We start from the raw sequence: 26,996 nt of genomic DNA, 5'->3' as shown, positions 1-26,996 counted from the left end.
ACTTTAAGGAAGGTGATTAAATGCCGACGTTGCAAAACATACTCGCTGCTCCGAGCTTTGCCGGGTTGAAACTCATTAACGAAAATGGGGATTTAAAAAGAGAAGTTCGCCACTTAGACATCACAGAAAATATTGATATTAAAGACTACACTGCTAAAGAGTCATTTATACTCACGACGGGGTTATTATTTCGGGATAATCAAGCAGGCTTAAAACAAATGATTAAAGAATTAAAGGATATTGATACCGCGGGGTTAGGTATTAAAACGTCTCGTTATTTAAAACATATCAATCAAGAAGTGATTGATTACGCAAACGAATTAGAATTTCCATTGATAGAAATCTCTGAAGAGTGGAATTTAGGGGAAATCACAAGACAAATTTCAACTTATATTTCAGATGAACAAACAGCTAAATTAAACTACGCTTTGAATATTCAAGAAGAATTGAACGATATGCTGATTAAAGGTTTCGGTGTCGAAACAATGATAGAAAGAATGAGCCGTATTTTAGGCGTACCCGTTCTGTTATTCAATCCATTCTATATGGTTGATTCTCAAAGTTGGCATTACCAACAGAATAATTTGTTGAAACAACAACATATCCGTTACTTTTTAGAATACTTACGTTCAGAAAACGCTAACACAATTACTCGCAATCAAACGAAGTTCACTAATGACGTGGCGATTTTCAAAGTACAAGCCTATGCTTATTTCCCATATTATTTAATGGTGTCAGATATCAATAAGCTGTCTTATCCTTTCAGTTTATTAACGATTGAACAAATTGTCTCAACATTGAGCTTTGCGATATATAAAAATAAAAAGATTGAAGAAGCTGAACACTCAGATATCAATCGTTTCTTTGAATCCCTGATTACAAATCGTTCTGATCAATCTTTATCTGTTCATAATCATCCGATTTTATTTGAACAATACGGTATTTACCCTTCCGATTATTATCAAGTCATTATCTGTGCCATTGACCCAATGGATAATTTAGAAAATAGTCAATACGTTGAAGAGCGTTATCAATTCGTTTACACATGGCTCATACACAAACTCACAGATTTAGATTCACGTATCAGTGTTTACAGTATGCCAAGTAATCGCAGATTTGCGATTTTACTACAATCTAAACATGAGTATTATTTAAATTACTTAAAACATATTCAACAAGAATACCATGAGTTCTTCGACAGCAGTATTTCATTCGGGATTGGTAATAGAGTCACAGAATTCTCTCAATTATCAACGTCCTTTATGGAAGCGAACGAAGCTTATGAAAGCGGCTTAGATAAAGCACGTAAAGCATTCATGAACTTCTATCAATCAAAGAGTATGAAAGAACTCTTACAGCTGTTGCCGCCAAGTAAATTGAAACCTTTCATTCAACATACTTTAGGTGACCTAGCCTATCCTAAAACGAAAAAGGATGAAGAGTTAAAAGATACGCTTAAAATGTACATGGATTATCAATGTGATATTACCAAAACTGCGAAGAAAATGTTCATTCACCGTAACACTGTAAAATATCGAATTAAAAATTGTGAAGAAATATTAGGTTGCACGGTTGAAGATCCGTTCAACTCATTAAATATTCGTCTCGCATTATATGCATCAGAAGAAATACTCTTCGATCAATAATAACGTTATAACTATCTATCAATCATTAATCAAACAGGGGGAGCTCCATGAATTTAGATACTGTCATGTCTCATTTAGACACTTTTAATAACTATGGTTTTAATACAGAAACAGGCGGCACAAACCGCATTGCCTTTCGTCACGCTGAACGCTTAGCCGCATTGAAATTCTCAATGTTGTGCCAAGAAGCAGGATTAGATGTCCGCTTCGACTACTTCGGCAACGTCATCGCAAGAAGAGAAGGTAAGCAACCTAACTTACCGCCCGTTATGATCGGATCACATATCGATACCGTAAAAGATGGCGGACGTTACGACGGCTTACTTGGTGTTGTAGCTGCATTACAACTTATGCTGCATTTAAACGAACACCAAATTGAAACAGATCATCCGATTGAAATCGTCGCATTTACAGCAGAAGAATCTGCACGTTTCAACACTGCGACACTCGGCAGTAAATACATTACAGGCAACTTGTCTCAAGACGATATGAAAGAAATTAAAGATAATGAAGGCAAAACGCTATTCCAATTGGTCGACACTTTAAAACAAAGCTTGCCTTCAGAACAAGATTTCTATCATCAAGAAGATTTAAAGGCCTTCTTAGAACTGCATATTGAACAAGGACCTATCTTACAAAACAAACACAAAGACATTGGTATTGTGACTCATATTGCAGCACCTCACCGTTTTAAAGTTAAATTAACAGGTGAAACAAGTCATTCCGGATCAACACCTATGCCGATGCGTTATGACGCTTTAACTGCCGCATCAGAAATCATCTTACAAGTTGAAGCCATCGCACAACATTACCATAAAGCAGGTGTCGTTGCGACAGTCGGTCATTTAGATGCCTTCCCTAATATCATGAATGCTATCCCTGGCGATGTAACATTATTGATTGATATTCGAGGTAAAGAATTAGAATCACGTGAACAAGTTGCGACTGAGGTACAACAAGCCATTTCAGAGATTACAAAACGTCGTAATATACAAGCTGAGGTTAAAGACTTAGGACAAGATATGCCTGTGGGTCTGAATGCAGAAATTGCCCAAATTACTAAACAAGTGTGCGAACAACATGACTACAGTTACCGTTTCATGTTCAGCGGTGCCGGTCATGATTCCATGAACATGGCATTAATCTGCCCTACCAGCATGTTGTTCATTCCATGTAAAGACGGTATCAGCCACTCACCTAAAGAGTCTGTTGAACCAGAAGAAATTGAAAAAGGTATTCAAACACTTATAGATACAGTGATTGAAGTGGCAAAAGCAGACGTCAAACTACAATAAAAACACCAAACTGAATATTAAACAGTTAAAACAAACCCGAGAGAAAAATTCATGTTTCCTCTCGGGTTTTATGTATAATAAAATAATAAATAGCAAACAACTTTCCATCTCCAGCAGAAGTCAGTCATAATTACATAACTATAAGAGGAGCACACAACATCTATGAATATTGGAAAACAACTCGTCCGCTTAAGTCAATTACACGGTTATAGTTACAAAACTTTAGCTAAACACTTAAATATAAGTGAATACCAATTAAGACAATGCGAGAATAAGCATGCACCTTTTGATTTCAATCTGACTTTAACTTTAAGTCAATTTTTCAAAGTAAGAACCAGTTATCTAACAGCCGAACATACAGTCTTTTCTAGAACCAATACAGTACAACGCGGCCATGTTTCTATAAGCAACTATGACTTTCATACACACACCCAACAATTTTACCAATCCATATATCTAGCGAACTTTGTAGAATTCCAATCAAGATTCGTCAAATCACCTTTTAAACAGGTTTTAGACGTCACGGCTGAAATAGAACACCTTTATGATCAAGCTAATAGCCAAATTAATTTTATTAAAAACGCTGCTGAAAAAGCACGCGCATTACTTATAAAAGAACCGTCGAACCTAAGGTTGCTATTCATGTTAGAAAAAGCAGGTTTATGTATATACGAGTCAAATATCAATAACGAAGCGAAACCTTTCAGTTTTTGGTCTGAAAAAGGTATGCCTTATATTGTTCTAAACCATAACAATGATTTTGCGGTAAAAAGCGTGTTTGATGTTGCGCATGAATTAGGTCATTTACTGTTACATAAGCATATTCAATTTGATTTACTCACTTATGAAGAATTTCAAGATATAGAACGTGAAGCAAATATCTTCGCCGCTTCATTCCTATTGCCTGAACAAGCATTTAAGGAAGATCTAAAGAAGGTGTCTAACTTGTCTAATCCAGATGAATACACACCATTAAAACAGAAGTGGTATGTATCTATCAAAGCCATGGGTCAGCGTGCTTATGAGTTAGGATTACTCACATTTGAAGAATATATTGCTTTTTGTCATGCGATTCATGAAAAGCAATATGAAGCGGTTGAACCTTTAGATAATACACTGGCACGCAGACATCCAATTAAAATAACCGCTCATTTAGAATACATGTTTGTAAGAAAACTCATTACACCGCAAAAATTGTTAGACATCTTAAAAGTAGAACCTGAATTTTTAACACAGTTAGCCAATATCAATCAAAGCTTATTTGATAAATTCACTAAAAAAGAACCTAAAGAAATTTTAAAATACGATTTTATAGACACTTCTGATAACCGTTAAAAACCATTGAATATTTTTCATACAAAATAACCAGTACGAGTTCTTCGCACTGGTTATTTTGTATTTACACATTTATAATTTCGAAACCATTTTATCCCTATTAAATGACTTCACAAGTAATAAGAATATAATGATGTCTAAGATAATTAAGACGAAACCTGCGATTAAGATGATTTGATAACCTAACAGCATAATACCTGAAGCTTGAGAAATGATTAAACCGATAATCGGTACAACTAAGAATAACGCAACACTTTGAGCTGACTTCATACTCTTTGCCTTATTCGCAACCATCATCACGAGACATATCGAAAGGAAAGTCATTGATGGTATAATCAACAGAATTAAAGAGAGCCATGCTCCATTAGGAAAAATTAATTGATGGAATTGTTTCCAACCAAATAAATTCACTGTTATACCATAGAGTACAATGGCGCCATATGTGATGACGATGGAAGGTATAAAAGATGCGATAACTTTTCCTAACAACATTTCTTTATCTGATAATGGTGTATACAACAATCCCTCTAACGTTTTGTGTTCTTTTTCTCCTACAAAGCTATAACTCGCAGAAGCATTAGAAATAATGACAGGCATCAAAAGAAAGAGTGGCATTAAGAAATACATCAATACTATATAAATTAAAATACGTTCAGGTGATGCATGAACAGGTAAATTAAGTGTATTTAACTGGTGAATCGATTTTTCAAATTCACTCGGTAAATTAACTAAATCAACTTTCGTACTGAAAATAATCAAGATATTCGGCAGTATGACGCTGAAAAAGACAGCGATGAAAAGCATAGGATATAACGTCGACTTATCATACATCATTTCTAACAATTCTTTTTTAACCAATGCTTTGATACGATGTGTATTCATCTTATAAACCACCTACTTTTTTCTCATAGAGTTCTTGTAACGCATGTTGATATTGTGTAACTTCATAAACCTTTATATTTTCTTTTACTAAAACAGTAATAACTTCAGAAATGTCCTTATATGCATCCACTTTCACAATCAATTGATCATCTCTAACCTCATAGAAAGAAACTAGATCAATAGATGCTCGACTTAAAAGACGTTCTGCTTCTTGAACATCTGACACTTTTAAATGAAATTCATGTCCCGGCCATTCTGTTTGTATCAATTGTGATACTGTCCCTTGCGCAATAAACGTTCCTTTTTTCATAATGAAAATATTATCCGCAATTTTTTCTAAACCTTGAAGTTGGTGCGTACACATTAAAATGGTAGTTCCTTGCTTTTTAGCCATCTGTTTAAGTAATTCAATAAAGCGTTCTGAAGCAATAGGATCCAACCCTGAAGTTGGTTCATCTAATATTAATAATTTAGGGTTTGTCATCATCGCTCGAATTAACAATACCTTTTGTTTCATACCTTTACTTAAAGCACCTGCTTTGGCTTGCATATGTGCTTCAATATCAAACACTTTTAATAAATAAGTACTGTTTTGATTAAAATCAGTTGTATCTAAACCATACAACTGCGCCCAAAACTTTAAATTTTGAGCAACAGTTAAATTTTCATATAAAGCCCCATCATTTTGGACAGCCATAGCTTGTCGTACTTCATTGAAGTGCGGTTGGTCTAAAGATTGATCAAATAAGGTGACCACACCTTTATCCGGTTTCAACAAACCGGTCATCAATTTTATGGTTGTTGTTTTACCGGAACCATTCGGACCAAGTATCGCATGAATTTTTCCTGTTTCTAACTCAAACGAAATATCCTTTATAACTTCCACATCTCCAAAACTTTTAGATAAATGTTCAACTTTCGCAATCATGATGATCTTCCTCTCTTCAAATCAACTTATTGTTATCCGCTACCTCAATACAATAATGCGTTTCACCGCAATTTGGACATGTGAGTTTGCGCGTTTTGAAAGTATGATTAGCGAAAATCATGTGACTTAATTTAGGTTTGAAGACTGTTTGGCAATTTGGACAAACGTAACTGACATTTTGGTAGTAATACGCTGTTAACCCTGCCGCAACAAGCACTCTGAACGGAATGGCTTTCGCCCAAATTTTCCAATCTTTTTTAGTTAGTGCACGTACTAAAGCACTAACTTGATAACTACCAATAGCAATACCAGTTATTAACATATTACGACGAATCTGACTCATTTGGTCCATACGTGCTGATAATTGTTCAAAATGATGCGCATTATCTAGTAAACCTGTGCTGTCATCTCCTACAAGCTCATCTAGCTTTTGAAGACGTTCTAATTTTTGTTTCGTTTGAGTTAAAGCTTTTTCTAATTCAACTTCTTTCTTTTTCAACAAAACTTTTAATGTCGCTGTATCTTCTGATTCATTTAATATATGATGAATCTCTTGAAGCGAAACGCCCATGCTTTTTAATAAAACAATACTTTCTAATTGTGTTTTATCTGCTTCACTATATACTCTGCGATTATGTTCAACACGACTTGGTTTCAGCAATCCTTTTTGGTCATAATATTGGACTGTTCTGACAGACACTTCACAAGCTTTGGCTAATTCACCTGTTGAATATTCCATTTAAACTTCCTCCTTGCCTCTTTAATTTCTCTACACTCTTAGCTTACGCTATAACGTTGCGTTACTAGCAAGCACTTTATTATTAAATTAGTGTAAAGTCAGACTGCCGTATGTCTTATAAACATTGTCATGACAGCGTTTTGTCCCTTTACATAATTTTAATAGTTTAACATGTCTTTTGTCTTTCAACTTTTAAAGTATAATGCTACACTTTAGACGTATACATATTAAAATAGATATAAGACATTAATTTTCTAACAAGGAAGGTACTTATTATGAAAGTATTGATTACAGGGGGCGCTGGTTTTATCGGTTCGCACATCGCAGAGAAATTTAACAACGAAGGTGGAGAAGTGTTTGTCGTAGATAACCTCTCTACAGGTAAACGAGACAATATCCCTTTTATAGATGAAGATCATTTTTATCAAAATGACGTGAAAGACTTTGAATTACTCGAAGAACTTGTGAAAGTGCATCAATTCGATTACGTCTTTCATTTAGCCGCAATGGTCAGTGTCGTAGAAACTGTGGGCAAACCAGTTGAATCTAATGGGGACAATATTGATTCAACGATTCATTTATTAGAAGCAAACCGTCAACATAACCCGAATTTGAAAAAATTCTTATTTGCTTCATCTGCCGCAATTTATGGTGATTTGCCAGATTTACCAAAATCAACAGATTCCAAAATTAATCCTTTATCACCTTATGCAGTACAAAAATTCGCAAGTGAACAGTATACAAAGATTTATCATTCACTCTATAACTTGCCGACTGTTTCTTTACGTTTCTTCAACGTTTATGGTCCAAGACAAAATCCAGAGTCAGACTACTCAGGGGTATTATCAATTTTAAATCAAAAATTCTTAAACAAAGCTGACTTTACTTTCTTTGGTGACGGCAAACAAACACGAGACTTTATTTACATCAAAGATTTACTTCAAGCAATTTGGATTGTGTTAGAAAAAGAAGAAACAAACGGAAAGATTTATAATGCGGGTACTGGAGAAGAAACAGATTTATTAACTGTTTTCAAAGCCTTTTCTGACTACTTCGGTTATGAGGTTCATTATTCATTTGAAGATGAACGTGCAGGTGACATTAAATATTCTCGTTCAGATGTGACACCGTTAAAAGCATTAGGTTATCAACCTGAATATCCTGTATCTAAAGGTATTGCGGAGTATCTAGAATATAATAAAAATTAACTTTAAAATAAAAAAATTCCCAAGCGGCAATCGTTCGCTTGGGAATTTTAGCATTTCAATTCATTAGGGTACTTATAAGAAATCAACTTCTATTCTATATATTACTATGACTTTCTTATTTTAAATATGTACAAATTAAACAAAATTATTAAAGCTTATGCACATGTTTGTACATCATTGTTTACCGTATCGCTTAATCAATTGATTCATTAATTCTGTCGCAGTTTCATCTTCAGTCGGTTTAAATAACTCGTCTGGTCTTAAGTTAGGATCTTTGTCATTATGGTCTTTTGGCGCAAACCCTGAAGACAATGTTATTTGTTGACTCGGTTTAAATTGGCATTCGTAAACTTTACCGTCATCTGCGAATAAGTATTTTGTAACAGGTTGATTTAAATCTGCCACATTACGATAACCTTCTATATTAGATAAATCTTTCGCTTTCTCATCAAATCCTGTTACACCTTGATTAGAGTGATAAAATACCACACCTACTAAATTATGACGTTCAAAAGCTTTAGGACCTGGTTCATTTTGATTACTGACTTGCAGCTCACCTTTAGGTGTCATCGCATACCAGTCTCCTGTTGAAATTTCCCCTGCTCCAAAATAACGGTTAGAAGCTGCTAAACCTTGTTGCTTAGCACGTTTGTCTGCCCACTTCATCACTTCTTCTTTTAATTTTGCTTGATCTTGACTAGATAATTTCTCTTTGTTTATTTTAATATCTTTAGAACTTGAGGCTGGTTGATTTTGTTGTGTCTGTGCTTTAGCGTCACTTGTCTTTTTCTCTTGTTGATCGCTGCATCCTGTTAATAATAAGCTCAAGCTTGCGACTGCCGCAGTATATGTTAAAAATTTCCTCATTTTGTTGCCTCCTATGTATAAAGGTATAGGACTCGTATGATTTACGAGTCCCTACCTGAGTCAAATGACTTAATTAAAGCTATCAACAGTTATTATTTTTTGTCAGTTTTTGAAATACCGAATTGGTCGATTAACTTAACTGTTCTTTGTTCGCCTTTACTGATGTCACCGTTTAATTGATAGATTTTCACAATCAATTTGTCGCCTTTCACTTCATAAACTGAGAAGTTTTGAGCTGATGAGTCACGGTTGTTTTCGTGGCTATCGTTAAACGCATCTGTTTTTTGAGGTTGTTCACCTACTGCGAATAAGTTGTTGTATTCTTGACGTTGTGCTTCAGTTAACCAGCTCAATTTCGGACGAATTTTCTTGATATGTTCTAATGGTTTGCTGTAGATATCATCATAAGCTTTTGTACCACCTGTGTTTGGCAACACGTAAACTGAACCTTTTGGATTATCGTAGTATGTGACACCATCTTCACCTTTAACTTGTTTTGCATCTTCAATTTTAGCGTTTACGAAGCTGTTTTTTGTTGAAGTATGTTGTAACATTTTAGTTCTAGCGAGTACGTGGTCATGTCCTTGTAATACTAAATCCACATCTAAATCATCGATTTCTTTCGTTAATTCTTCACGTAATTTCTTAATGTCTTCATCTTCTAAAGCATGATAAGACTTAGAGTACATTGGTTTATGCAAGTTTAAGATAACCCATTTTGAGCCGTTTTCACGTGCTTTTTTGATATCTTGTTTAATCCATTCCATTTGTTTCTTACCAATGGCTTTACCTTCTGGATTGTCTTCACCTTTTTTGTTGTCATTTGTATTTGCAACAACCATGTGTGCACCGTTGTAGTCAAATGAGTAGTATGAACCACCGTTGACTGCGTTATTCGCTTTAGGTACGTTCACGTGACGGTTGAAACGATCTAATAACTTTTTATTCTTCTCATCGAATGCATATTCATCATGGTTACCTGCTGCTGCCGCAACTGGTAAAGACATGAATGAAGGACGAGATTGGTCATAAATGTCATTCCACTCATCTTCAACTTGTGAGTTCTCTACAAAGTCACCTGTATGCAATGCGAAGTTTGGATTACCTGCTGTTTTAATTGCTTCAGCGATTGTGTTTGCACCGAATTTCGCTTCGTTACGTACGTGTTCGTTCCAGTAAGCATTTTGTGTATCCGTATATTGTACGAATTTGAATGGATCACCTGCGTTACCAGATGTTCTGAATGTACCGACTTGGCTTTGTTTGCCTTTTTTACTACCAACTTTGTAGTAGTATGTTGTATTTGGTTTTAAGCCTGTTGCTTGTGCTTTATAGTTATATTCTTTCACATTCATTAAAGATGCTTTACCATGTTGGTCACCGCTTGTCCATTCTGGACCGCCTGCACCTTTATCTGTGTAATAACCTTTAATTTTTGGTTTACCATTTTCATCTTTGACTGGCTCACCATTATCATCTTTCTCCACATCAGCGAAAATGAAGTGGCCTGAATGATCTCTTTCTATGTATTGAGAGTCCACTTGTTCTGCCTTAGCTGTGAATGTTTTCGCGTCTTTCATATTCTTTGAAGTTGAGACCCAAACTTGTGGTGCTTCAGCTTTATCTGTTGTAAACCAGTTGAAGCCCATTTCTGTTTTAGTATCACCATTAAAGTTTGTCATAATACGGTTCGGGCTGTTTTTCTTTTTAACAGGTGCTACTTTTGGTTTCTTATTTAATAATTTAATACCTTGTTGTTGTTGATGTGCTTGTTGCGCTTGCGGTGCTGCTTGTTGCGCTGGTTGGCCGCTGGCATCTGCTTGTGCTGCCCCTGTTGATAATAAGAGCATTAAACTTGCCATACTTCCTGCTACAATCTTAGTCATCTTGATATTCTTCAATGCGCTACCTCCAAAATAGGTTGAAATTTAAAGGAAGTCCCAAAATTAAAAGACACCGTGATATCTGTCTTCAATAGACCTTTACTTCCTCTCAACACAAATTGTAGCAAGCAATCTTTAAGCTATTATTAAGTTGGTGTTTGGTTTGTAAATTCTATTTAAACAAAAGTATAAACAATAACTAAAACAACTATACATGGGTATACTATATGTGATTTTTATAATGAAACACATTATTATACGCCGTTATATATCTAATTGTAGACACCAAAAACACAAATAAAAAAAGCACCCGTTTTAAATACGAGTGCCTCTAACTATAAATTAATAGTTATGAACTTGACCGTTTTTAATTGTTGTTTTGACATGCATGTCTTGATCTAATAAGACTAAGTCTGCATCTTTGCCTTCTTTAATGCTGCCTTTATGATCGTCTATACCTAACGCAATGGCTTGATTTAGGCTTGTTACACGCCACATTTCTTCGAGTGATGCACCAGTAAATGTAAGCATATTGCGTAAGCCGTCATTCATTTTTAAGATACTGCCAGCTAAAGCACCTGATTCTAATCGTGCTTCTGAGCCTTTGACAATAACGTTTTGTCCACCTAAATCATACTCGCCATCCGACATACCTTTTGCGCGCATCGCATCTGTAATTAAGTAAAATCGTTTATTGCCTTTCATTGTATAAGCGATTTTAACTGATGCTGGATGTGAATGAATACCATCTGCGATTAGTTCTGTATGGATACCGTCGTTGGTCCATGCCGCACCAAATTGTCCAGGCGCACGATGTTCAAATGGTGTTCCTGCATTATAAAGATGTGTGACATGTTTTGCGCCATGTTCTACTGCTTCATTCACTTCATCAAATGTCGCAACAGTATGACCCATAGAAAAGATAATTGGGTCGGATAATTTTTCTAGAACTTCTTTTGCACCTTCTACTTCTGGGGCAAAAGTAATCACTTTAATATTACCGTCAGCTTTCTCTTGGAAGTGTTCAATCGCATCTACTGAAGGACGTTGTACATATTTAGGGTTTTGGGCGCCTACTTTATGTTCTGAAATAAACGGACCTTCTAAATGAACTCCTGCAATTTCAGCCGCATTTTCTTTATCTTGAACTGCTTTATATTCCACAATATTTTCTAAAGCACGATCGATGTTTTCCACTGATTGTGTCATTGTTGTCGCAAGGAAAGATGTAGTACCTTCAGAAAGTAACGATTCAGCTAAATGTTTCAATCCGTCAAACGAAGCATCCATCGCATCTTGTCCGTACCCGCCATGAATATGAATATCAATAAACCCAGGTAAAACATATTGTCCTTGTGCATCCACTACTTCTAGATCTCCTTGATAATCACCATGACCAACCTCTGAAATTTTGCCATCAGAAATTTTCACATAACCTTTATCTAAGACACCTGTTTCTGTATAAACTTTACCGTTTGTCACTACATATTCAGTCATTTTCTAACCTTCTTTATTCATAATATATACCATTGGTATTTTAACACATAACAGCGCCCCAAACTTGAAAATTAATTTCATAACAAAACATCAAAAAAAGCAGAAGCCTGTCAGACTTCTGCCGTATCACTCAATGTTTTTGTCTTACACTCATGATGTTTACTGCTTTCTAAATCTTTAATTTTTAAAGTACTAATTAATGAACGATATAAAAATTGAACAACGATACAATGACTCCGATTATAGTACAAGATATTGTAATGGTAGTTATCATTTCTTTTTTCCATGTACAAAACTTGTTTTCTAATCTAGATTCAAACTTCTCATCTAATTTATTTATTGCTTGTTTAACTTCACTAAAGTTTTGATTCGTTTCATTATTCATCTCTTTTAATCGTTTGTCTACTTGTTCAAAGCGCTTGTCTACCTGTTCAAAACGCTTATCTACTTGATCAATACGTTTATCTACTTGGTCAAATCGTTGATTCACCTGTTCGAAGCGTTGATTAACTCCATTAAATCTTTCTTTTACATTTTCGGATTCTATTTTAAAATTTTCTTGTATGTTACTTAAATGTTGGGTTGTTCTTGCTTGTTCTATTTGGATATTTTTAACGTCAAGTGCTAAAATTTCAAATTTATTTTCAATAGCTGTTAATCTTTCTAATGGTGTTTTCACTGGAAAAATTTCATTACCTTTTTCCTCATTATACTTAGGAACTAAATTATTATCTGCCGTAGTCATCTTGATGTTCTCCTTTGAAGTATAGATTTATATTTTTAAGCGTCCTCGATTATTAATTACTTATTTATAACTTCGCTGAATAGTTATAAAGTCATTACGCTAAGACGGCTGAACCCCAGCAAAATAAGGCATACGATGTAGATATTTTAAAGATTTTTTCATAGTTGATACCGCCCTTCCTTATATTTAAACACTGAAGCACTCACTAGTTCCCCTAGATATTTATTAATATAATTATACTACGGTTCAATTCTTAATTCCATATACAACTTGAATTTTAATTTTACTATTTAGGTAAAATAATTGTCATCTTTTTTTACGAAATTGAATCAAACTAGGTAAATAAAAACAAAAAAACAATCTCCCTAATCCGTGCGACTCATTTCACACTTTTAAAGAGATTGTATTTAAAGTCTATCTAATATGACTTCTCACAAAACTTCCTGTTGATCCATTTAACGCTTCTCCGCCTGCCATTTCAACTTTGGCGTAATTATAAGGTGATGTACCCCAGAGGTTATAGCCGTATGTGCGTAATCCATAGATACGATAATTACCATCAACCATGACTGATCCCGAAGCACCTGCACGGAATTTATCTTTGGTTTGTAGTTCTGTGCCGTTTGAAGATTTTTGTATGAATTTTAATTTACTCCAGTAGGATTTTGTATTATCTCCATTTTGCCATGGATAACCTACTGAATAGAGATTGCGATTATAAGTTAAGTTGTTAATTTGAGTATTCGACGCAAGAGGTAATGCTTGTGTGTAGTTCGTCAGTTTTTCTTTGGTATAGACTAATGCGACATCGGCTTGAGGTACTTTAACCACTTTCGTTGCGTGGAAAGTATAAGTTTTTGCCTTACCATCGCGATTTAAATCAAACGTAATATATTTAGGATTAGCTGCCGCACCTTTGGCATCATCTATCACGTGTGCATTGGTAATTAATGTATAAGGTCCTATAACAGTCCCTGTCCCCATACTGTCTTTACCTCTACCTTTCCAACCATCTTTATTACTAATACGTCCTACTGCTTTATATTTTCCTTTGTATGCATTTGCGATGTGTTTAATTTGTACATCATTATTAGAAATTCGCTTTGTTTTAGGATAAGCTTTAGACGCATTATAATCCGTCATCCCATTATAATAATAGCTACCTGCTGCTAACGTTTCTGTATTTGTTAAAGTTAAACTAGCCACAACCGCAAGTGATACAACTGCACTTTTGAATATATGTTTCATGTATATCCCCTTATGTTTTTTCTCATTGTATCACACATATTGACGGCTATATTTGCTTGTTTCAATAGTCTTACTTGTAAGCAGTAAAAACCTACAATGAAAGCGATTCGCTATTGCAATTTTAATGCAAGTGATTTATGATGTGTTTGTATATAGAAGGAAGTTATATTTCAAGAATGAAAAAGTCAGTCCAATACGTTAACGCCTCGCTACACGATTAGTTAAAGTATTGAATATGATGACTTCCTGAAATACTATGAATCAAATAATTTCAATAAGTCCACTGGAAGTGCCTGTTCCTACAGGCTGAGATCCTTATGTATGATAAGGAAATTCTTGGAACCTGATCTAGTTTATACTAGCGTAGGAAAGTGGCGTATTGTACGTTTAATGCGCTATTTTCTTATATGGAAATAGCGTTTTTTTATTTCGCTTTTCTTTCGACTTATTGATTAAAGAAGGTGAATCCATCGTGTGGGTCGCGATAACGCCATATGAACTCACAAAAACAACCATAGCTCAATATGTTGAAATAGCGCCTGTGATTGACTGTTTAATTGTACGAACTGCTCAAGCAACTCAAGCTACAGATATTCAACGCTTACTAGATGCTGGATTTCCTAAAGCTAAAATCACTGCGCATTCCAATATAAAACTATTTGAAAATTTTGATTTAAAGCGTATTCATTTTAAAGAGATGGACGAGCGTGCCTTTGAATTTAAAAACAAGTATCCAGATGCATGTGTCAGCATGTCTACACATCATAAAGATACAATTCAATCCGCTAAAAATCATCACTTAGATTTTGTGTTATTCGGTCATCTTTTCGAGACCGGTTCTAAACCAGGTTTACCGCCACGTACGCCATCTGAAATATCAGATGCCTTACAAGTAGATATGCCTACCATCGCACTTGGCGGTATTAACGAAAATACCTTATCACAAGTGCCGCATGGTTTTAGTGGTATCGCAGCCATTTCTTTCTTCTTACAACATGATATACAAACACTTCGCACCCTCAAGGAAGGTGAACATTATGTATGATTTAGCTATTATCGGAGCAGGCGTCATCGGAATGTCTATCGCAAGACATTTAAAAGACAGTGGTTTATCTATCGCATTAATCGACCGTGATATCGAAGGCAAACATGCCTCTTATAAAGCAGGCGGTATGTTAGGTGCACAAAATGAATTTAAAGAGGATAGCCCCCTCTTTCGTTTAGCACTTACATCCCGTGCTAAGTTCAACGCATTAAGTACAGACTTATTTTCAGAAACAGGTATTGATATTCAGTACCAACAAAATGGCCTGATTAAGTTAGCCACTCAAACAGAAGATGTCCCATCATTGAAACAACAATATGCATTTCTTCATTCACATGATGAGGATGTTCAAGACTTATCAGATACTGATTTAGCATTACTGACCAATCATTTAGTTAAAGGTACAGAAGCCATGATGTTTGTGCCGCACGACCATCAAATCAATGCTAATCATTATACTAAGGCACTTCATGCTTCACTCGAAAACGCACCAAATATTGATCGCTTCTCACACACGAACGTAACCGCAATTCATCGTGTCGGTGAAGGTTATGATATTGAAGCAGAGCGTAACGGACGTCGCACTTTAACAAAAGCACATAAAGTAATTGAAGCCACAGGTGCTTGGGCTGGCAATGTCTCAGAACAACCAGACATTCAAGAAGCAGTCAGCGGCGTTAAAGGCGAAGTCTTGCTCGTTGAAAATGAAGACTTAGATTTAAAACAAACGTTATTTATGACTAACGGATGCTATATCGTACCTAAACCCCCGCATCGTTTCTTAATCGGCGCAACAAGCTACTTTGATGATTACTCTGTCGGTGTATCTGAACAAGGTAAAACATGGTTATTAGAAGAAGCGATTAAACGTGTGCCTGAACTTGCGAGAAGCAAAGAACTCAAATACTGGTCAGGTATTCGTCCATGGACTAAAGAAGAACAGCCGATTATGGATGAAGTACAAGAAGGATTATGGATTATCACTGGCCATTACCGTAATGGTATTTTATTATCACCTGTTATCGGTGAATTAATGGCCGAATGGGTTGCGACTGGACATCGTCCACAAACACTCGAACCCTTTCAATTTGAATTAAGGAGGGAGAAACATGAAGTGCATCATTAATGGTGATCCGTTCACATTCGATACTGAAGTCACAATTCAAGATATTTTAAATCATTTAGAACTCGACAAAAAACGTGTCATCGCAGAACATAACCAAAACTTAATACAACGTGAAGATTTCGCAAACCAAATCGTACGCGAAGATGATCGTTTAGAACTATTAGAATTTGTTGGAGGCGGATAATATGTTAAAAATTGGACCTTATGAAATGGAATCAAGATTATTACTCGGTACAGGAAAATTTGAAAATGAAGATGTACAAACGAAAGCTATCGAAGCTTCAGGTACAAACGTACTGACATTTGCGGTACGTCGTATGAATCTATATGACAAAAACTTACCGAACCCCCTTGCGAACGTTAACTTAAAAGACTTTGTTACGTTCCCTAATACAGCTGGTGCGAAAACAGTTGAAGAAGCTGTTCGTATCGCAGAAATCGCAAAACACGCAGGTGTTTGCGACATGATTAAAGTCGAAATTATCGGTGACGATGAAACATTACTACCTGATCCGATTGCGACGTATGAAACATGTAAAATTTTATTAGAACGTGGCTACATTGTATGTCCTTATATCTCTGAAGACCCAGTATTAGCCAAACGTTTAGAAGAATTAGGTGTTCATGCGGTAATGCCTTTAGCTTCACCTATAGGTACAGGCCGTGGTATCAACAACCCATTAAACCTAAGCTATATTATTAAGAATTCAAATGTACCGATTATCGTTGATGCAGGTATTGGTTCAGCGAAAGATGCGGCACAAGCGATGGAACTTGGCGCAGATGGTATCTTATTAAACTCTGCTGTATCACGTGCCAAAGATCCAGTGAAAATGGCAGAAGCAATGAAACTTGGTGTTGAAGCAGGTCGTTTAAGTTATGAAGCTGGCCGTATCCCAATTAAATATACTGCACAAGCATCAAGCCCTACCGAAGGTTTAGGATTCTTATAATGCCTACACCGTCAGAAACACCAGATTTCAACGAACGCTATAGCCGCCAAACACGCTTTACGCCTTTTGGCGCACAAGGTCAACACAACCTTGAACACACACATGTATTAGTCATGGGTGCGGGTGCCCTTGGCAGTCATATAGCTGAACAACTTGTGCGTATGGGTATCGGCAAATTAACCATCGTCGATATGGATATTGTTGAATTAACCAACCTTCATCGCCAAGCACTTTATGATGAAACAGATGTCACAGAAATGCGTCCGAAAGTCTATGCATTAGCAGATAAACTAAAAGTTATTAACTCTAATGTAGAAGTAGATCCTATCTATGAAGAAATCACTTCAACAAATATTGAAACGATGATTCAAGATATTAATCCAGATATTTTATTAGATGGAATGGACCATTTTGCGATTCGCTTCTTATTTAATGAAGTTTGTCATAAATTAAATTTACCTTGGATTTATGGTGCAGCTGTTGGAGGTAAAGGTTCTGTCTATGCGATTGATTATACAGGTCCTTGTTTACGTTGTTTTATGGAAGAAACACCTGAAACTGCAGAAAGTTGTGCAATTAATGGTGTGATACCACCTGTCATTATGCAGGTCGTGAGTTATCAGATTGCGGAGTTGATGCGCTATGTATCAGGCACAGGCTTCTCTGGCAAACTCATTACGGTGTCACCCTTTGAAGTCAAACAACAATCTATGGATGTCAGCCGCTTCAAAAACCCTAATTGCACAGTCTGTGCACAAGGTAATTACGAATATCTAGGTAAACGTCAATCAAACGTCATCGAAGGCAGTTGCGGGGATACATTCGTCTTCCGCTTCAAACCTGATCACTTTGACAACGCCGACTTATTCCCAGGTCAAATTCTTAAAGCGAATCCTTACGTCAAACTTTTAAATGTAGACGGTTATGAAGCCACACTCTTTAAAGATGGCCGCATGAATGTTCATCATATTGAAGATGAAGACACTGCAGAAACACTCTATCGCACTTTATTAAAAGCAGTAAAATAGCAATGAAACTACACAATAGAAGTGTACACCTAAAACGCGTGTACACTTCTTTTTTACTGAATAAGGCGTTCAGTTATTAAGAAACTTCAATTATTTAATCTCAATATTACTTCTAACTTACAAACAAGTTCTTTCATTTATTCAAAGCACTTTGCGATAATATTGTTAAATAAGCAAAAATGATTTGAGTTCACTTAACTTATAGAATACAATAATACTGTATAATTATTAATTTAAGGGATGAGGATATGGAAAGAGAGAAACGTCTTGATTTAATTAAATTACTACTAAAGAATAACAAGATTTCTACAGTACGTGAGTTAGCTGAAATCATGGAAGAGCAATACAATTTAATTTTCAGTATGACCACAGTCGCAAAAGATTTACAACATTTAAGAGTGACGAAAGTTCCGAATGGCTCAGCCCCTTCTTATTATGTGTTACCAGAAAAAAATGAAGCAAACAGCTTTCGTGAAGCTTTCAAGAAATATCGCGATGATAGTATCAACTCTATTATCGTTAAAGACAGCTATATCCTAATTAAAACAGAACCGGGATTTGCCCGTACCATCAATTACTGTATTGACCAAATGCAACTGCCGCATGTTTTGGGTACAGTCAGTGGTAATGATGTTATTATGATGTTAATGAAATCAAATGAAGAAGCAGAATATGTGAAATACTTATTATTGAAGCCTTGATGAGCTAAATAAAGATAAATGAAAAGAGAGAAGCGACATGATTACTTTGTTCAAAAGTAGGGATGCCGCTTCTCTCTTCTTCTACAAGGACTTACTTACAGTCCAAGTTTGATGATTCTTTAACACTAAATTTTGTTTACTTAAATCTCTGATCACATGACTGGCTTTTTCTCTTGATACACCTGCTAACTCACTTAACAGTGTCACAGTCATAATCTTATCTAGTTCGTAATAAGCACCTTGATCGTTTCCTACCGTTTCGCACATTACGCGCAATGTGTTTATCACCTTTTGTTCGGCATTACGACCAAGTAAAGCCATATTACGTTCAATGTTTTGGTTAGCTTCTGTACGTAATAAATCAAAGATTTTAATAAACGTATCTTCGTGATTTTTACATAAATATTCAATGACATTTTTAGGCACTCTGACAATCAAGCTGCTTGTGAGCGCTGTACATGATTCACGGTAATGATCAGAATGGAATAAATGATTTAAAGGAAACATATTAATCGGTCGGTTCAACATTAAATAGTCGTCACCGTTTTCGTTCAACATTTCTCTTGATACATAACCTTCTAATAATACATAGATACTATCCGCTTCTGATCCTTGATAATAAATCACTTGCCCTTTTTCATAGTTCCTGACATAAATCTCAGAAAGATGAGGAACGAGCAGCCCTGATGGTACCTCTAATATTTTCGATAATGCTTGAATCGACGCTTGATAATCTTCAGTACTATTGCTCATACACGTTCACCTCATCTCTTTCTCTCTTTTTCATGAATGTGTGTTGAAAATATAGTTTTTATTAATTGAGACAGCTGAAATATCTGCCCTTTTTTCAACATGTACAACGTGTTTATTGTATCATATTGCGTTCGCACACACATTCTTATGTATACAGATAGAAAGGCAGCTTACAGGATGTAGCGAGGTCCTGCAGGCTGCCATTTCTTTATCTGTTGTCAGGATTTCATGCGTCAGTAATTAGAAGACACTTACTGCGCCACTGAACAATCTTATTAAACCAAGAATGGCAAAGATGACAATGAATCCCATTAAAATGTAGTCTCTTGTGATGAATTTGATACCTTTGTTGCGTTGTACAATCCAGTAAACGAACAGACCAGGTACATATAGCAACATTGTCAGTAGCAAGTAGTCCACGCCTGCTGCGTAAATGAGCCATACCGCATAGATAGAAGCGATAATACCTATTGCCATTTGTAGGTTGCTTTTACGATCATACTGCAATGTATATTTGAACTGATAGAATGCACTGAATGCATATGGAATCAATATCGCACTGGATGCGAGTGAGAATGCGAATTGATACGCACTATCTGTAAATAACATACTGATTAAGAACAGTTGTACTAAGATGTTTGTGATTAGGAGTGAGTTGACTGGTGCACCATTTTTGTTTTGTTTCGCAAACCATTTCGGGAACATTTTATCTTTTGCGACGATGAATGGTAACTCACCAGCAAGCAATGTCCAACCTAACCAAGCTCCAAGTACTGAGATGATTAAACCAATGTTTGTCACAACTGAACCCCATGGGCCGACGATGTGAGCAAGTAAGGCTGCCATTGATGGACTGCTTAATTCAGAGATTTGATTTTGTTCGATAACACCTTGTGCAAGTACAGTTAATAAGAAGTAAATCACTAATACAATCAATAGACCGAGTACTGTAGCTGTACCCACATCTTTCTTCGTTTTCGCACGGCCTGAGAATACAACCGCACCTTCAATACCAGTGAATACCCATACTGTAATCAACATTGTACCTCTCACTTGTTCCATAATGTTTGAGAAGTTGATTGGTAATGCGATGTTGCCTTTCATTCCTGCAAAACCGGCCATAAACGTGTCAAAGTTAAATGCGACGATCATACATACAATTGCTAGGAAGATAGGAATTAACTTGGCAACTGTGACAATACTGTTGATTAGGGTTGCTGTTTCTACGCCTCGCAGAATCAGGAAGTGTACACCCCAAAGTAAAATGGAGGCTACGATAATACTTGGAAGTGTGTTGCCGCCTTTAAATATCGGGAAGAAGTTGCCGACTGCTGACATCAGCAACGTGGCATATGCAACGTTTCCTAAGAATGCTGCGAACCAGTATCCCCATGCACTGGAGAAACCGACGAAGTCACCGAAACCGGCACGTGCATAACTGTAAATACCGCCGTCTAAATCAGGACGTTTATTTGTTAAGTTCTGGAATACAAATGCGAGTGATATCATACCTACAGCTGTAATGATCCATCCGATGATAATTGCTAATCCGCCGGCATTGCTGCCCATGTCAGAGATAATATTAAAGGCGCCGCCGCCGATCATTGAACCAACGACCAGACCGATTAAAGCCGTTTTACTGAGTTTACTTTGTTCTCCGCTCATCTTCAAAACTCCTTTAATGCTTGAGACTCTCTCAAAGCATGTGTTGTCAATTTATTTATTTTTTGACGCTATACTGCTTTAATTGTTTTAAAGGGCCTGCGCCTCTTGCTATTTCCAAAATCATAGGCCATGTACAAACATGTCGCCGTGAATAGGTATCAAATTAAGTCAAAGCAGTATTCAATCTAAAGCCAGGCTTTAAGTGATGACGCTAAACTGCCTCTATTGATGCAATCCTTATCACTTAAAGCACTGTATACTTTAGAATTAGATATCTTCACGGTATAACGGTTGGCTCATGCAACGTGGGCCCCCGCGTCCGCGAACTAATTCACTACCTGTTACTTCGATAACTTTAATGCCTTTGTCGCGTAATAATTGGTTAGATACATAGTTACGGTCGTAAGTAACAACGACACCTGGACGGATTGTTAATGTGTTAGATCCGTCGTTCCATTGTTCACGAGGTCCTACGATGCGGTCACCGTCACCTGTCGGAATGAAGTCGATGTGGTCTAAATTCAACGCGTCTTTTAATGTTTCTTTTAAGTTGTGTGTACGTGTGATTGTGATATCTTTGCCATCTTCAGTTGGTTCAAGTGTGAAGATATTCATGTCTTCACCTTTTTTCTCGATAGCTGAGTGGATTGTGAATTTATCATAGTCAATCATTGTGAATACTGTGTCTAAGTGCATGAATGCACGTGTATTCGCGATTTCAATCGCAACAACTTTTCTGATTTTTGAATCTGGGTTCGCAAAGATTTGACGCGCTAATTTTTCAATCGCTTGTGCTGATGTTCTTTCAGAGATACCGATTGCGATTACTTCTTCAGAAAGAACTAATTCGTCTCCACCTTCAATGTTGTAAGGTGAGTTTCTGTCTAACCATACTGGAATATCAGCATCTTTGAATCTTGGGTGATGTTTTAAGATATAAGTGATGAAGATAGACTCTCTGCGACGTGCTGGCCAGAACATACGATTAACTGTCATACCATTACCTACTGACGCTTGTGGGTCACGTGTGAAGTAAAGGTTTGGCATTGGGTTCATGTAGAATGGATAAGAATCGTCCACATACTCTACTAAGTGTGCATGGTCTTGTCTTACTTCTTCTTTACGAACACCTGCCATTACTTTTTCGATTAAGTCTTCGTTATTTAATGTTTCGAATAACTCTTTTACTTCTTCTTCATGGCCTAATAATGTATCTTCAGATTCCGCTAATACATCTTCAATAAATTGTTCACGTACTTTTGGATCTTCAATGGCTTCTGCAGCTAATTTTTCTAAATAAAGCACTTCTACGCCTTCGTCACGTAGCACTTGTGCAAATTTGTCATGCTCTTCTTGTGCTACTTTTAAATACGGGATATCATCAAATAATAATTCTCCTAAATACTCAGGTACTAAATTTTCTAATTCTTTACCAGGTCGTTTAAGTAATACCGTTTTTAATTTACCGATCTCACTGTTTACTTTAATTGGATGTTCATTCATTTGTGAAACCTCCTTGTTTTATTTATCTATATTGTAAGCCCTTTCAAATGTTGCTCATGTGAATTAAATCACATTACAACTGTTGTACTTTTCACACTTATCTTTTTATTCATTACATGTTTCTGTATATTTAATACATTTATATGGGGTTTACATGTATAAACTATGAATAATAAGCGAATTTAATGTGCTTTAAATCCCAAAGAAAAAATTTTATTCATTTTTTAGAGAATATATACATTATGTTTCATAAACCGTGTCAGTGTGGCCCTTTTAACAATGCATCTCAGTCTTAGTATTTTGAGACATAAAAAAAGAACCAGCATAAAGGTCCAATATAAATCCCTCCTTATATGGCTCTACCCGTATTTGATTAAATAACCGCTTCTTTACAAAACTTTAAAATTTTACCAAACTGCATAAAAAAAGAAAACCACGGTGTGGTTTTCAACACTTACTAATATGTTCTCTCTTCATACCTATTTCTTATAAACCATCCATTATCTATCTTACTTTAATCTCTATACACGGTTGATGCGCTGTATTATATACACTCATATGCGTATAACTGTCTTTTGAATCCACTTGAATGTATAACCATTCATCTTTTATGATCATCTGTTTATATTTAATGTCTAACTTGCGATAAGCTTTTAATTCATGATCATGCGATGCCCCTACCTCTAATGCTTTCATTACCACAAAATCTCCAGGCATCACATCCTCTTGCCAATGAATAGGATTATAATCAGAGACTGTTTTTAAATACGTTTCAACATCATCCCACTTTATTTCTAACGGTAAAGCTTGGGCTGGTAAAGAAAATGTTTCTTGAACGTTAAGTGTTTCAGATGATGAGGACTGTTGATGAAATGTCTCTTTCATAGTAACAAACGTTGTTTCAATCTCTATCCATATATCAGCGCTATCCGTTGCGGTAACTGTCAGTAAATAACGTGATTGCTCAAAGTGTTTAAGGGCTCGTTGATCTATTAATTTAAGTTCAGCTGTATAAGTCTTTCCTTCTATTAAAGAATGATAACGATGGATACGTTTCTGTCTTAAGATAAAAGAATGTTCAGCTGATGCTTGAAAGGGTTCAAAACGATGCCAGATATCTGTTAAATAAAACGCATCTAAAGGAATAGAAGCGTATTGCGACGATAATTTCCAAGTAAATGTCTGTTTCATTTAGTGCTCTACCTTCTCAAATAAAGTTGAAATACCTAATCCGCCACCAATGCCCATTGTAGCTAATGTATGATTTCCAGGGAAATACGTAAGAATAGAAATCAGTCGTGCGACTAAATTTGCACCGCTTGCGCCATATGGATGTCCTTCAGCGAGTGCACCACCAAATGGATTCACTTGCCTTTCTTCTATACCAAGCAAGTCCATAGAAGCGAGTACTTGAGAGCTGAAAGCTTCATTAAATGCGACCCAATCTATATCTGAAATAGATAATTGATGTCTCATTAATAGTTGTTCAGTCGCAGGGACAGGTCCAATACCTAATAATTTGGGATTGACTCCTGAGACCTGTGCATCTATAAATTTCAATTGACCTTTTAACCCGAGTGCTTCTGCTTTTTCACGTGACATAACTAACGCTAACGCAGCACCGTCACTTTTAGGACAAGCATTGCCGACAGTGACTGAGCCTGCATCGAACAGCGGTTTCAATCGTGCCAAACGTTGTGCAGATATCTTTTGTTTCGGTGCTTCATCTTGTGTAACTTGTTCACCACGAATCGTTAAAGGTACGATTTCACGTTGGATTTGTGATAAATGTTCAAAGTATTTTTGATGACTACGTGCCGCAAAAGCATCTTGACGTTCACGAGCAACTTGATAAACTTGCGCTACATTCTCAGCTGCTTCTAACATGCTTGGATCTCCCATAGATTCTGGGGTAAAAGGCGCACGTTCATATATTTCTGGCGGGTGTTTCTCATACAGCGATTGCGGTTTTTGAATTTTCCAAGGTGCTCGACTTGTTGATTCCACTCCTCCTGCAAGATAAATATCTCCTGCACCAGCTTGAATCATGCGACATGCCAGGTTGATTGCTTCTAAGCCTGAGCCGCATTGGCGATCTATCGTCATACCTGGAATATCATAAGAGAGTCCGGCATGAAGTAATGATTTACGCGCGAGATTACCGCCGTTACCTACTGTATTACCAATGATGACATCTTGTATATTTGAAGCGATAGACGGATGCAGCTGTATCAATTCATCGATAAGCGGCTTGAGTAAAGCTTCAGGTTCTAAATGTTTAAAGATACCGCCATACTTGCCTATTGGTGTTCGTTTCGCTTCAATTACGACTGCTTCTTTCATTTTTCTTTCCTCCCATAGCGTTCATCCATCTCTTTACGTGCAATTTTTCCACTATTCGTCCATAACATTTCTGGCACTTCAATAAAGCGCATCGGTACTTTATAGCGTTCTAAATGTTGACGTAAATCACGTTTTATCTCTCGAATGGTTACAGGTTGTTCTGTTCGGTAATACGCAATCAACACTTCTCCTAACTCATAATGCCTTTCACCTGTCACCATAACGTGTTGGATCGGTGTCGTTTCTAAAATTACACGTTCCACTTCTTCAGGATAGACATTCATACCGCCCACAATTACTTTATTATTGACCCGTCCTTCTAATATCAGTTCTTGATCTTCTGTCATTTTTGCGTAATCACCTGTCGCAATAGTGTCTTGATTAGAGATGCTTTCTCCGTCTACATAGCCTGAAAAGACCATATCACTTTGTACATGAAGCTGTCCGATTTGAGTAGGGTCAGACAATTTCTGTCCAGTGTCATCAGTTAAAATAACTTTAACGCCTTTGAAAAGTTTCCCGACATTCTTTGGCGCATAGTCTGTCACGTGATGATATGAAATAAAACTCGCTTCACTTGTACCGAAGAATTCAATAACTTGTGATTTCGGCATCCTTTCTTTAAAGCGTTTAATCGTATGCGGTTCTAATTTCGCACCTGACGTTAGAAATGTCACAGAGATATCTCTTAACTTTTTGGTGTTTAATTGTAAAATTTGTTCTAAAACCGAAGGTACAATAAAGACGACAGCCTTTGGATGCTCGATAAGCTGATGAAATAATTGCGCAGGATGATAATCCATCTGCATATAACACGGACAATGAGAATGGTACGCATACATCATGGCATAAAGGGTCAGTGAATGCGCAATTGGACCTGGCGCAATTACGCATGAAGGCGGTGCGTTTAAGATATCGTCATTCGCATCATAACTGACTAACCAAGAGTACCTATTACGATAATATGCTTTTGGCATGCCTGTCGTACCAGAAGTAAAACCGATGTGCAATAAATCATCAGGCGGTGATGTCACCTTTTGTGAGGAAGGTGTTTCTGCTTCATTTAATTGTTCAAGACGTAGTGAATTAACACCTTCAATCTTCTTATCAGCAATCACATGTGTAATCTGATAATGATTTAAAATTTGATGTAGTTGTTCAGATGTCCACTTCGCATCTAACACTACCGGTAAATAACTGCTAGATTGTACAGCGAGATAAACACGCAAGAATTGTGCCGGATCTTGAATTAATATACCAATACTTTTTGTTTGGTTTGCCCATTGTGCAATGTAGCCACGATCTATGTTCAACACATCATTTAATTGTGCTTTTGTTAATCGGCTTGCTTCGGTTTGAATGACGATATCAGACATACAGACCACCTTTCCTTTAATAAAATTTATTTCAAAGCAGTTTAATTTTATCATAGTGCTATTGAGAAAGAATGAGTTAGCTTTATAATCTATCCACCACACAATCCAATTCATTATTCTTTTGTATGCAAAATTATTGTATACTAATTATGAACGAGGATTTTACAGTGTTTAGATTTGGACGGACGACCTTCGTAACCTCACATAAACTCGAATCTTTCCTCACTATC

24 protein-coding genes and 1 riboswitch are annotated in these 26,996 nt (G+C 36.3%); of the genes, 10 read left to right on the top strand and 14 right to left on the bottom strand.

Features of this window, described 5'->3' with window-relative positions:
- Window positions 1-20: 20 nt before the first annotated feature.
- From MUA87_RS01885 to MUA87_RS01875, 3 genes are all read left to right on the top strand, one after another.
- Entirely contained in the window at window positions 21-1,646 is a 1,626-nt protein-coding gene (locus MUA87_RS01885) for a PucR family transcriptional regulator (protein WP_262551225.1), read from the top strand.
- Window positions 1,647-1,693: 47 nt separating this feature from the next.
- The gene (locus MUA87_RS01880) at window positions 1,694-2,941 is read left to right on the top strand and encodes a Zn-dependent hydrolase (RefSeq protein WP_262551224.1); all 1,248 of its coding nucleotides are present in this window, start codon (window positions 1,694-1,696) and stop codon (window positions 2,939-2,941) included.
- Window positions 2,942-3,103: 162 nt separating this feature from the next.
- Complete coding sequence (locus tag MUA87_RS01875; RefSeq protein ID WP_262551223.1) at window positions 3,104-4,276, top strand: ImmA/IrrE family metallo-endopeptidase; 1,173 nt, start codon at window positions 3,104-3,106, stop codon at window positions 4,274-4,276.
- Window positions 4,277-4,348: 72 nt separating this feature from the next.
- Here MUA87_RS01875 and MUA87_RS01870 read toward each other — a convergent pair whose 3' ends face one another.
- From MUA87_RS01870 to MUA87_RS01860, 3 genes are read right to left on the bottom strand one after another with little or no spacing between them, the layout of a single operon-like run.
- Complete coding sequence (locus MUA87_RS01870; RefSeq protein ID WP_061055219.1) at window positions 4,349-5,158, bottom strand: ABC transporter permease subunit; 810 nt, start codon at window positions 5,156-5,158, stop codon at window positions 4,349-4,351.
- 1 nt (window position 5,159) lies between these two features.
- Window positions 5,160-6,086 (bottom strand): ABC transporter ATP-binding protein, encoded by a 927-nt coding sequence (locus MUA87_RS01865; protein WP_262551222.1) that lies wholly within the window; start codon window positions 6,084-6,086, stop codon window positions 5,160-5,162.
- Between the two features lie 16 nt (window positions 6,087-6,102).
- Window positions 6,103-6,825, bottom strand: a complete 723-nt coding sequence (locus MUA87_RS01860; protein ID WP_107597061.1) for a MerR family transcriptional regulator — start codon at window positions 6,823-6,825, stop codon at window positions 6,103-6,105.
- A 275-nt stretch (window positions 6,826-7,100) separates the two neighbouring features.
- Here MUA87_RS01860 and MUA87_RS01855 point away from each other — a divergent pair, with 275 nt between their 5' ends.
- Window positions 7,101-8,033: an NAD-dependent epimerase/dehydratase family protein gene (locus tag MUA87_RS01855; RefSeq protein WP_105978412.1), complete on the top strand. Its 933-nt coding sequence runs from the start codon at window positions 7,101-7,103 to the stop codon at window positions 8,031-8,033.
- A gap of 174 nt (window positions 8,034-8,207) precedes the next feature.
- Here the strand turns inward: MUA87_RS01855 and MUA87_RS01850 are convergent, their stop codons facing one another.
- From MUA87_RS01850 to MUA87_RS01830, 5 genes are all read right to left on the bottom strand, one after another.
- Window positions 8,208-8,900 carry a putative periplasmic lipoprotein gene (locus tag MUA87_RS01850; RefSeq protein WP_262551221.1) on the bottom strand — a complete coding sequence of 231 codons (693 nt, stop codon included), beginning with the start codon at window positions 8,898-8,900 and terminating at the stop codon, window positions 8,208-8,210.
- A 92-nt stretch (window positions 8,901-8,992) separates the two neighbouring features.
- Window positions 8,993-10,786, bottom strand: coding sequence for a purple acid phosphatase family protein (locus MUA87_RS01845; protein WP_262551394.1), 1,794 nt, complete (start codon window positions 10,784-10,786; stop codon window positions 8,993-8,995).
- Between the two features lie 339 nt (window positions 10,787-11,125).
- A complete protein-coding gene (gene nagA, locus MUA87_RS01840) occupies window positions 11,126-12,280 on the bottom strand; it encodes an N-acetylglucosamine-6-phosphate deacetylase (RefSeq protein ID WP_262551220.1) in 1,155 nt (384 codons plus the stop codon).
- A 196-nt stretch (window positions 12,281-12,476) separates the two neighbouring features.
- A complete protein-coding gene (locus tag MUA87_RS01835) occupies window positions 12,477-13,025 on the bottom strand; it encodes a hypothetical protein (RefSeq protein WP_002479916.1) in 549 nt (182 codons plus the stop codon).
- A gap of 414 nt (window positions 13,026-13,439) precedes the next feature.
- The gene (locus MUA87_RS01830; protein WP_070625368.1) at window positions 13,440-14,273 is read right to left on the bottom strand and encodes a trypsin-like serine peptidase; all 834 of its coding nucleotides are present in this window, start codon (window positions 14,271-14,273) and stop codon (window positions 13,440-13,442) included.
- Window positions 14,274-14,548: 275 nt separating this feature from the next.
- Window positions 14,549-14,660, top strand: a riboswitch (TPP riboswitch).
- A gap of 85 nt (window positions 14,661-14,745) precedes the next feature.
- On the opposite strand from MUA87_RS01830, the gene MUA87_RS01825 reads away from it, so the two are divergent.
- The 6 genes from MUA87_RS01825 to MUA87_RS01800 all read left to right on the top strand — a co-directional run bounded on the left by MUA87_RS01825 (window position 14,746) and on the right by MUA87_RS01800 (window position 19,126).
- Window positions 14,746-15,318, top strand: a complete 573-nt coding sequence (locus tag MUA87_RS01825) for a thiamine phosphate synthase (RefSeq protein ID WP_262551219.1) — start codon at window positions 14,746-14,748, stop codon at window positions 15,316-15,318.
- A complete protein-coding gene (locus MUA87_RS01820; protein ID WP_262551218.1) occupies window positions 15,311-16,444 on the top strand; it encodes an NAD(P)/FAD-dependent oxidoreductase in 1,134 nt (377 codons plus the stop codon). Before MUA87_RS01825 ends, MUA87_RS01820 begins: the two co-directional genes overlap by 8 nt.
- Window positions 16,428-16,628, top strand: a complete 201-nt coding sequence (gene thiS, locus MUA87_RS01815) for a sulfur carrier protein ThiS (RefSeq protein WP_262551217.1) — start codon at window positions 16,428-16,430, stop codon at window positions 16,626-16,628. Before MUA87_RS01820 ends, thiS begins: the two co-directional genes overlap by 17 nt.
- Before the next feature lies 1 nt (window position 16,629).
- Complete coding sequence (locus MUA87_RS01810) at window positions 16,630-17,397, top strand: thiazole synthase (protein WP_002479921.1); 768 nt, start codon at window positions 16,630-16,632, stop codon at window positions 17,395-17,397.
- Window positions 17,397-18,425, top strand: a complete 1,029-nt coding sequence (locus tag MUA87_RS01805) for a ThiF family adenylyltransferase (RefSeq protein ID WP_262551216.1) — start codon at window positions 17,397-17,399, stop codon at window positions 18,423-18,425. Before MUA87_RS01810 ends, MUA87_RS01805 begins: the two co-directional genes overlap by 1 nt.
- Window positions 18,426-18,673: 248 nt before the next feature.
- Window positions 18,674-19,126, top strand: a complete 453-nt coding sequence (locus MUA87_RS01800) for an arginine repressor (RefSeq protein WP_002479923.1) — start codon at window positions 18,674-18,676, stop codon at window positions 19,124-19,126.
- An 81-nt stretch (window positions 19,127-19,207) separates the two neighbouring features.
- Here the strand turns inward: MUA87_RS01800 and MUA87_RS01795 are convergent, their stop codons facing one another.
- From MUA87_RS01795 to MUA87_RS01770, 6 genes are all read right to left on the bottom strand, one after another.
- The gene (locus MUA87_RS01795; RefSeq protein ID WP_262551215.1) at window positions 19,208-19,879 is read right to left on the bottom strand and encodes a Crp/Fnr family transcriptional regulator; all 672 of its coding nucleotides are present in this window, start codon (window positions 19,877-19,879) and stop codon (window positions 19,208-19,210) included.
- 240 nt (window positions 19,880-20,119) lie between these two features.
- Window positions 20,120-21,544 (bottom strand): arginine-ornithine antiporter, encoded by a 1,425-nt coding sequence (gene arcD, locus MUA87_RS01790; RefSeq protein WP_002479925.1) that lies wholly within the window; start codon window positions 21,542-21,544, stop codon window positions 20,120-20,122.
- 267 nt (window positions 21,545-21,811) lie between these two features.
- Window positions 21,812-23,047, bottom strand: coding sequence for an arginine deiminase (arcA, locus tag MUA87_RS01785; RefSeq protein WP_002479926.1), 1,236 nt, complete (start codon window positions 23,045-23,047; stop codon window positions 21,812-21,814).
- A 504-nt stretch (window positions 23,048-23,551) separates the two neighbouring features.
- A complete protein-coding gene (locus tag MUA87_RS01780) occupies window positions 23,552-24,238 on the bottom strand; it encodes a hypothetical protein (RefSeq protein ID WP_262551214.1) in 687 nt (228 codons plus the stop codon).
- On the bottom strand, window positions 24,239-25,390 hold the full coding sequence (locus MUA87_RS01775) for a thiolase family protein (protein ID WP_262551213.1): 1,152 nt from the start codon (window positions 25,388-25,390) through the stop codon (window positions 24,239-24,241).
- The gene (locus MUA87_RS01770; RefSeq protein ID WP_262551212.1) at window positions 25,387-26,766 is read right to left on the bottom strand and encodes an AMP-binding protein; all 1,380 of its coding nucleotides are present in this window, start codon (window positions 26,764-26,766) and stop codon (window positions 25,387-25,389) included. The genes MUA87_RS01775 and MUA87_RS01770 overlap by 4 nt, the downstream gene beginning before the upstream one ends.
- Window positions 26,767-26,996: the final 230 nt, after the last annotated feature.

The organism is Staphylococcus simulans, assembly GCF_025561465.1.
Classification (GTDB): domain Bacteria; phylum Bacillota; class Bacilli; order Staphylococcales; family Staphylococcaceae; genus Staphylococcus; species Staphylococcus simulans.
This window is presented reverse-complemented; position numbering and strand designations above follow the sequence as displayed.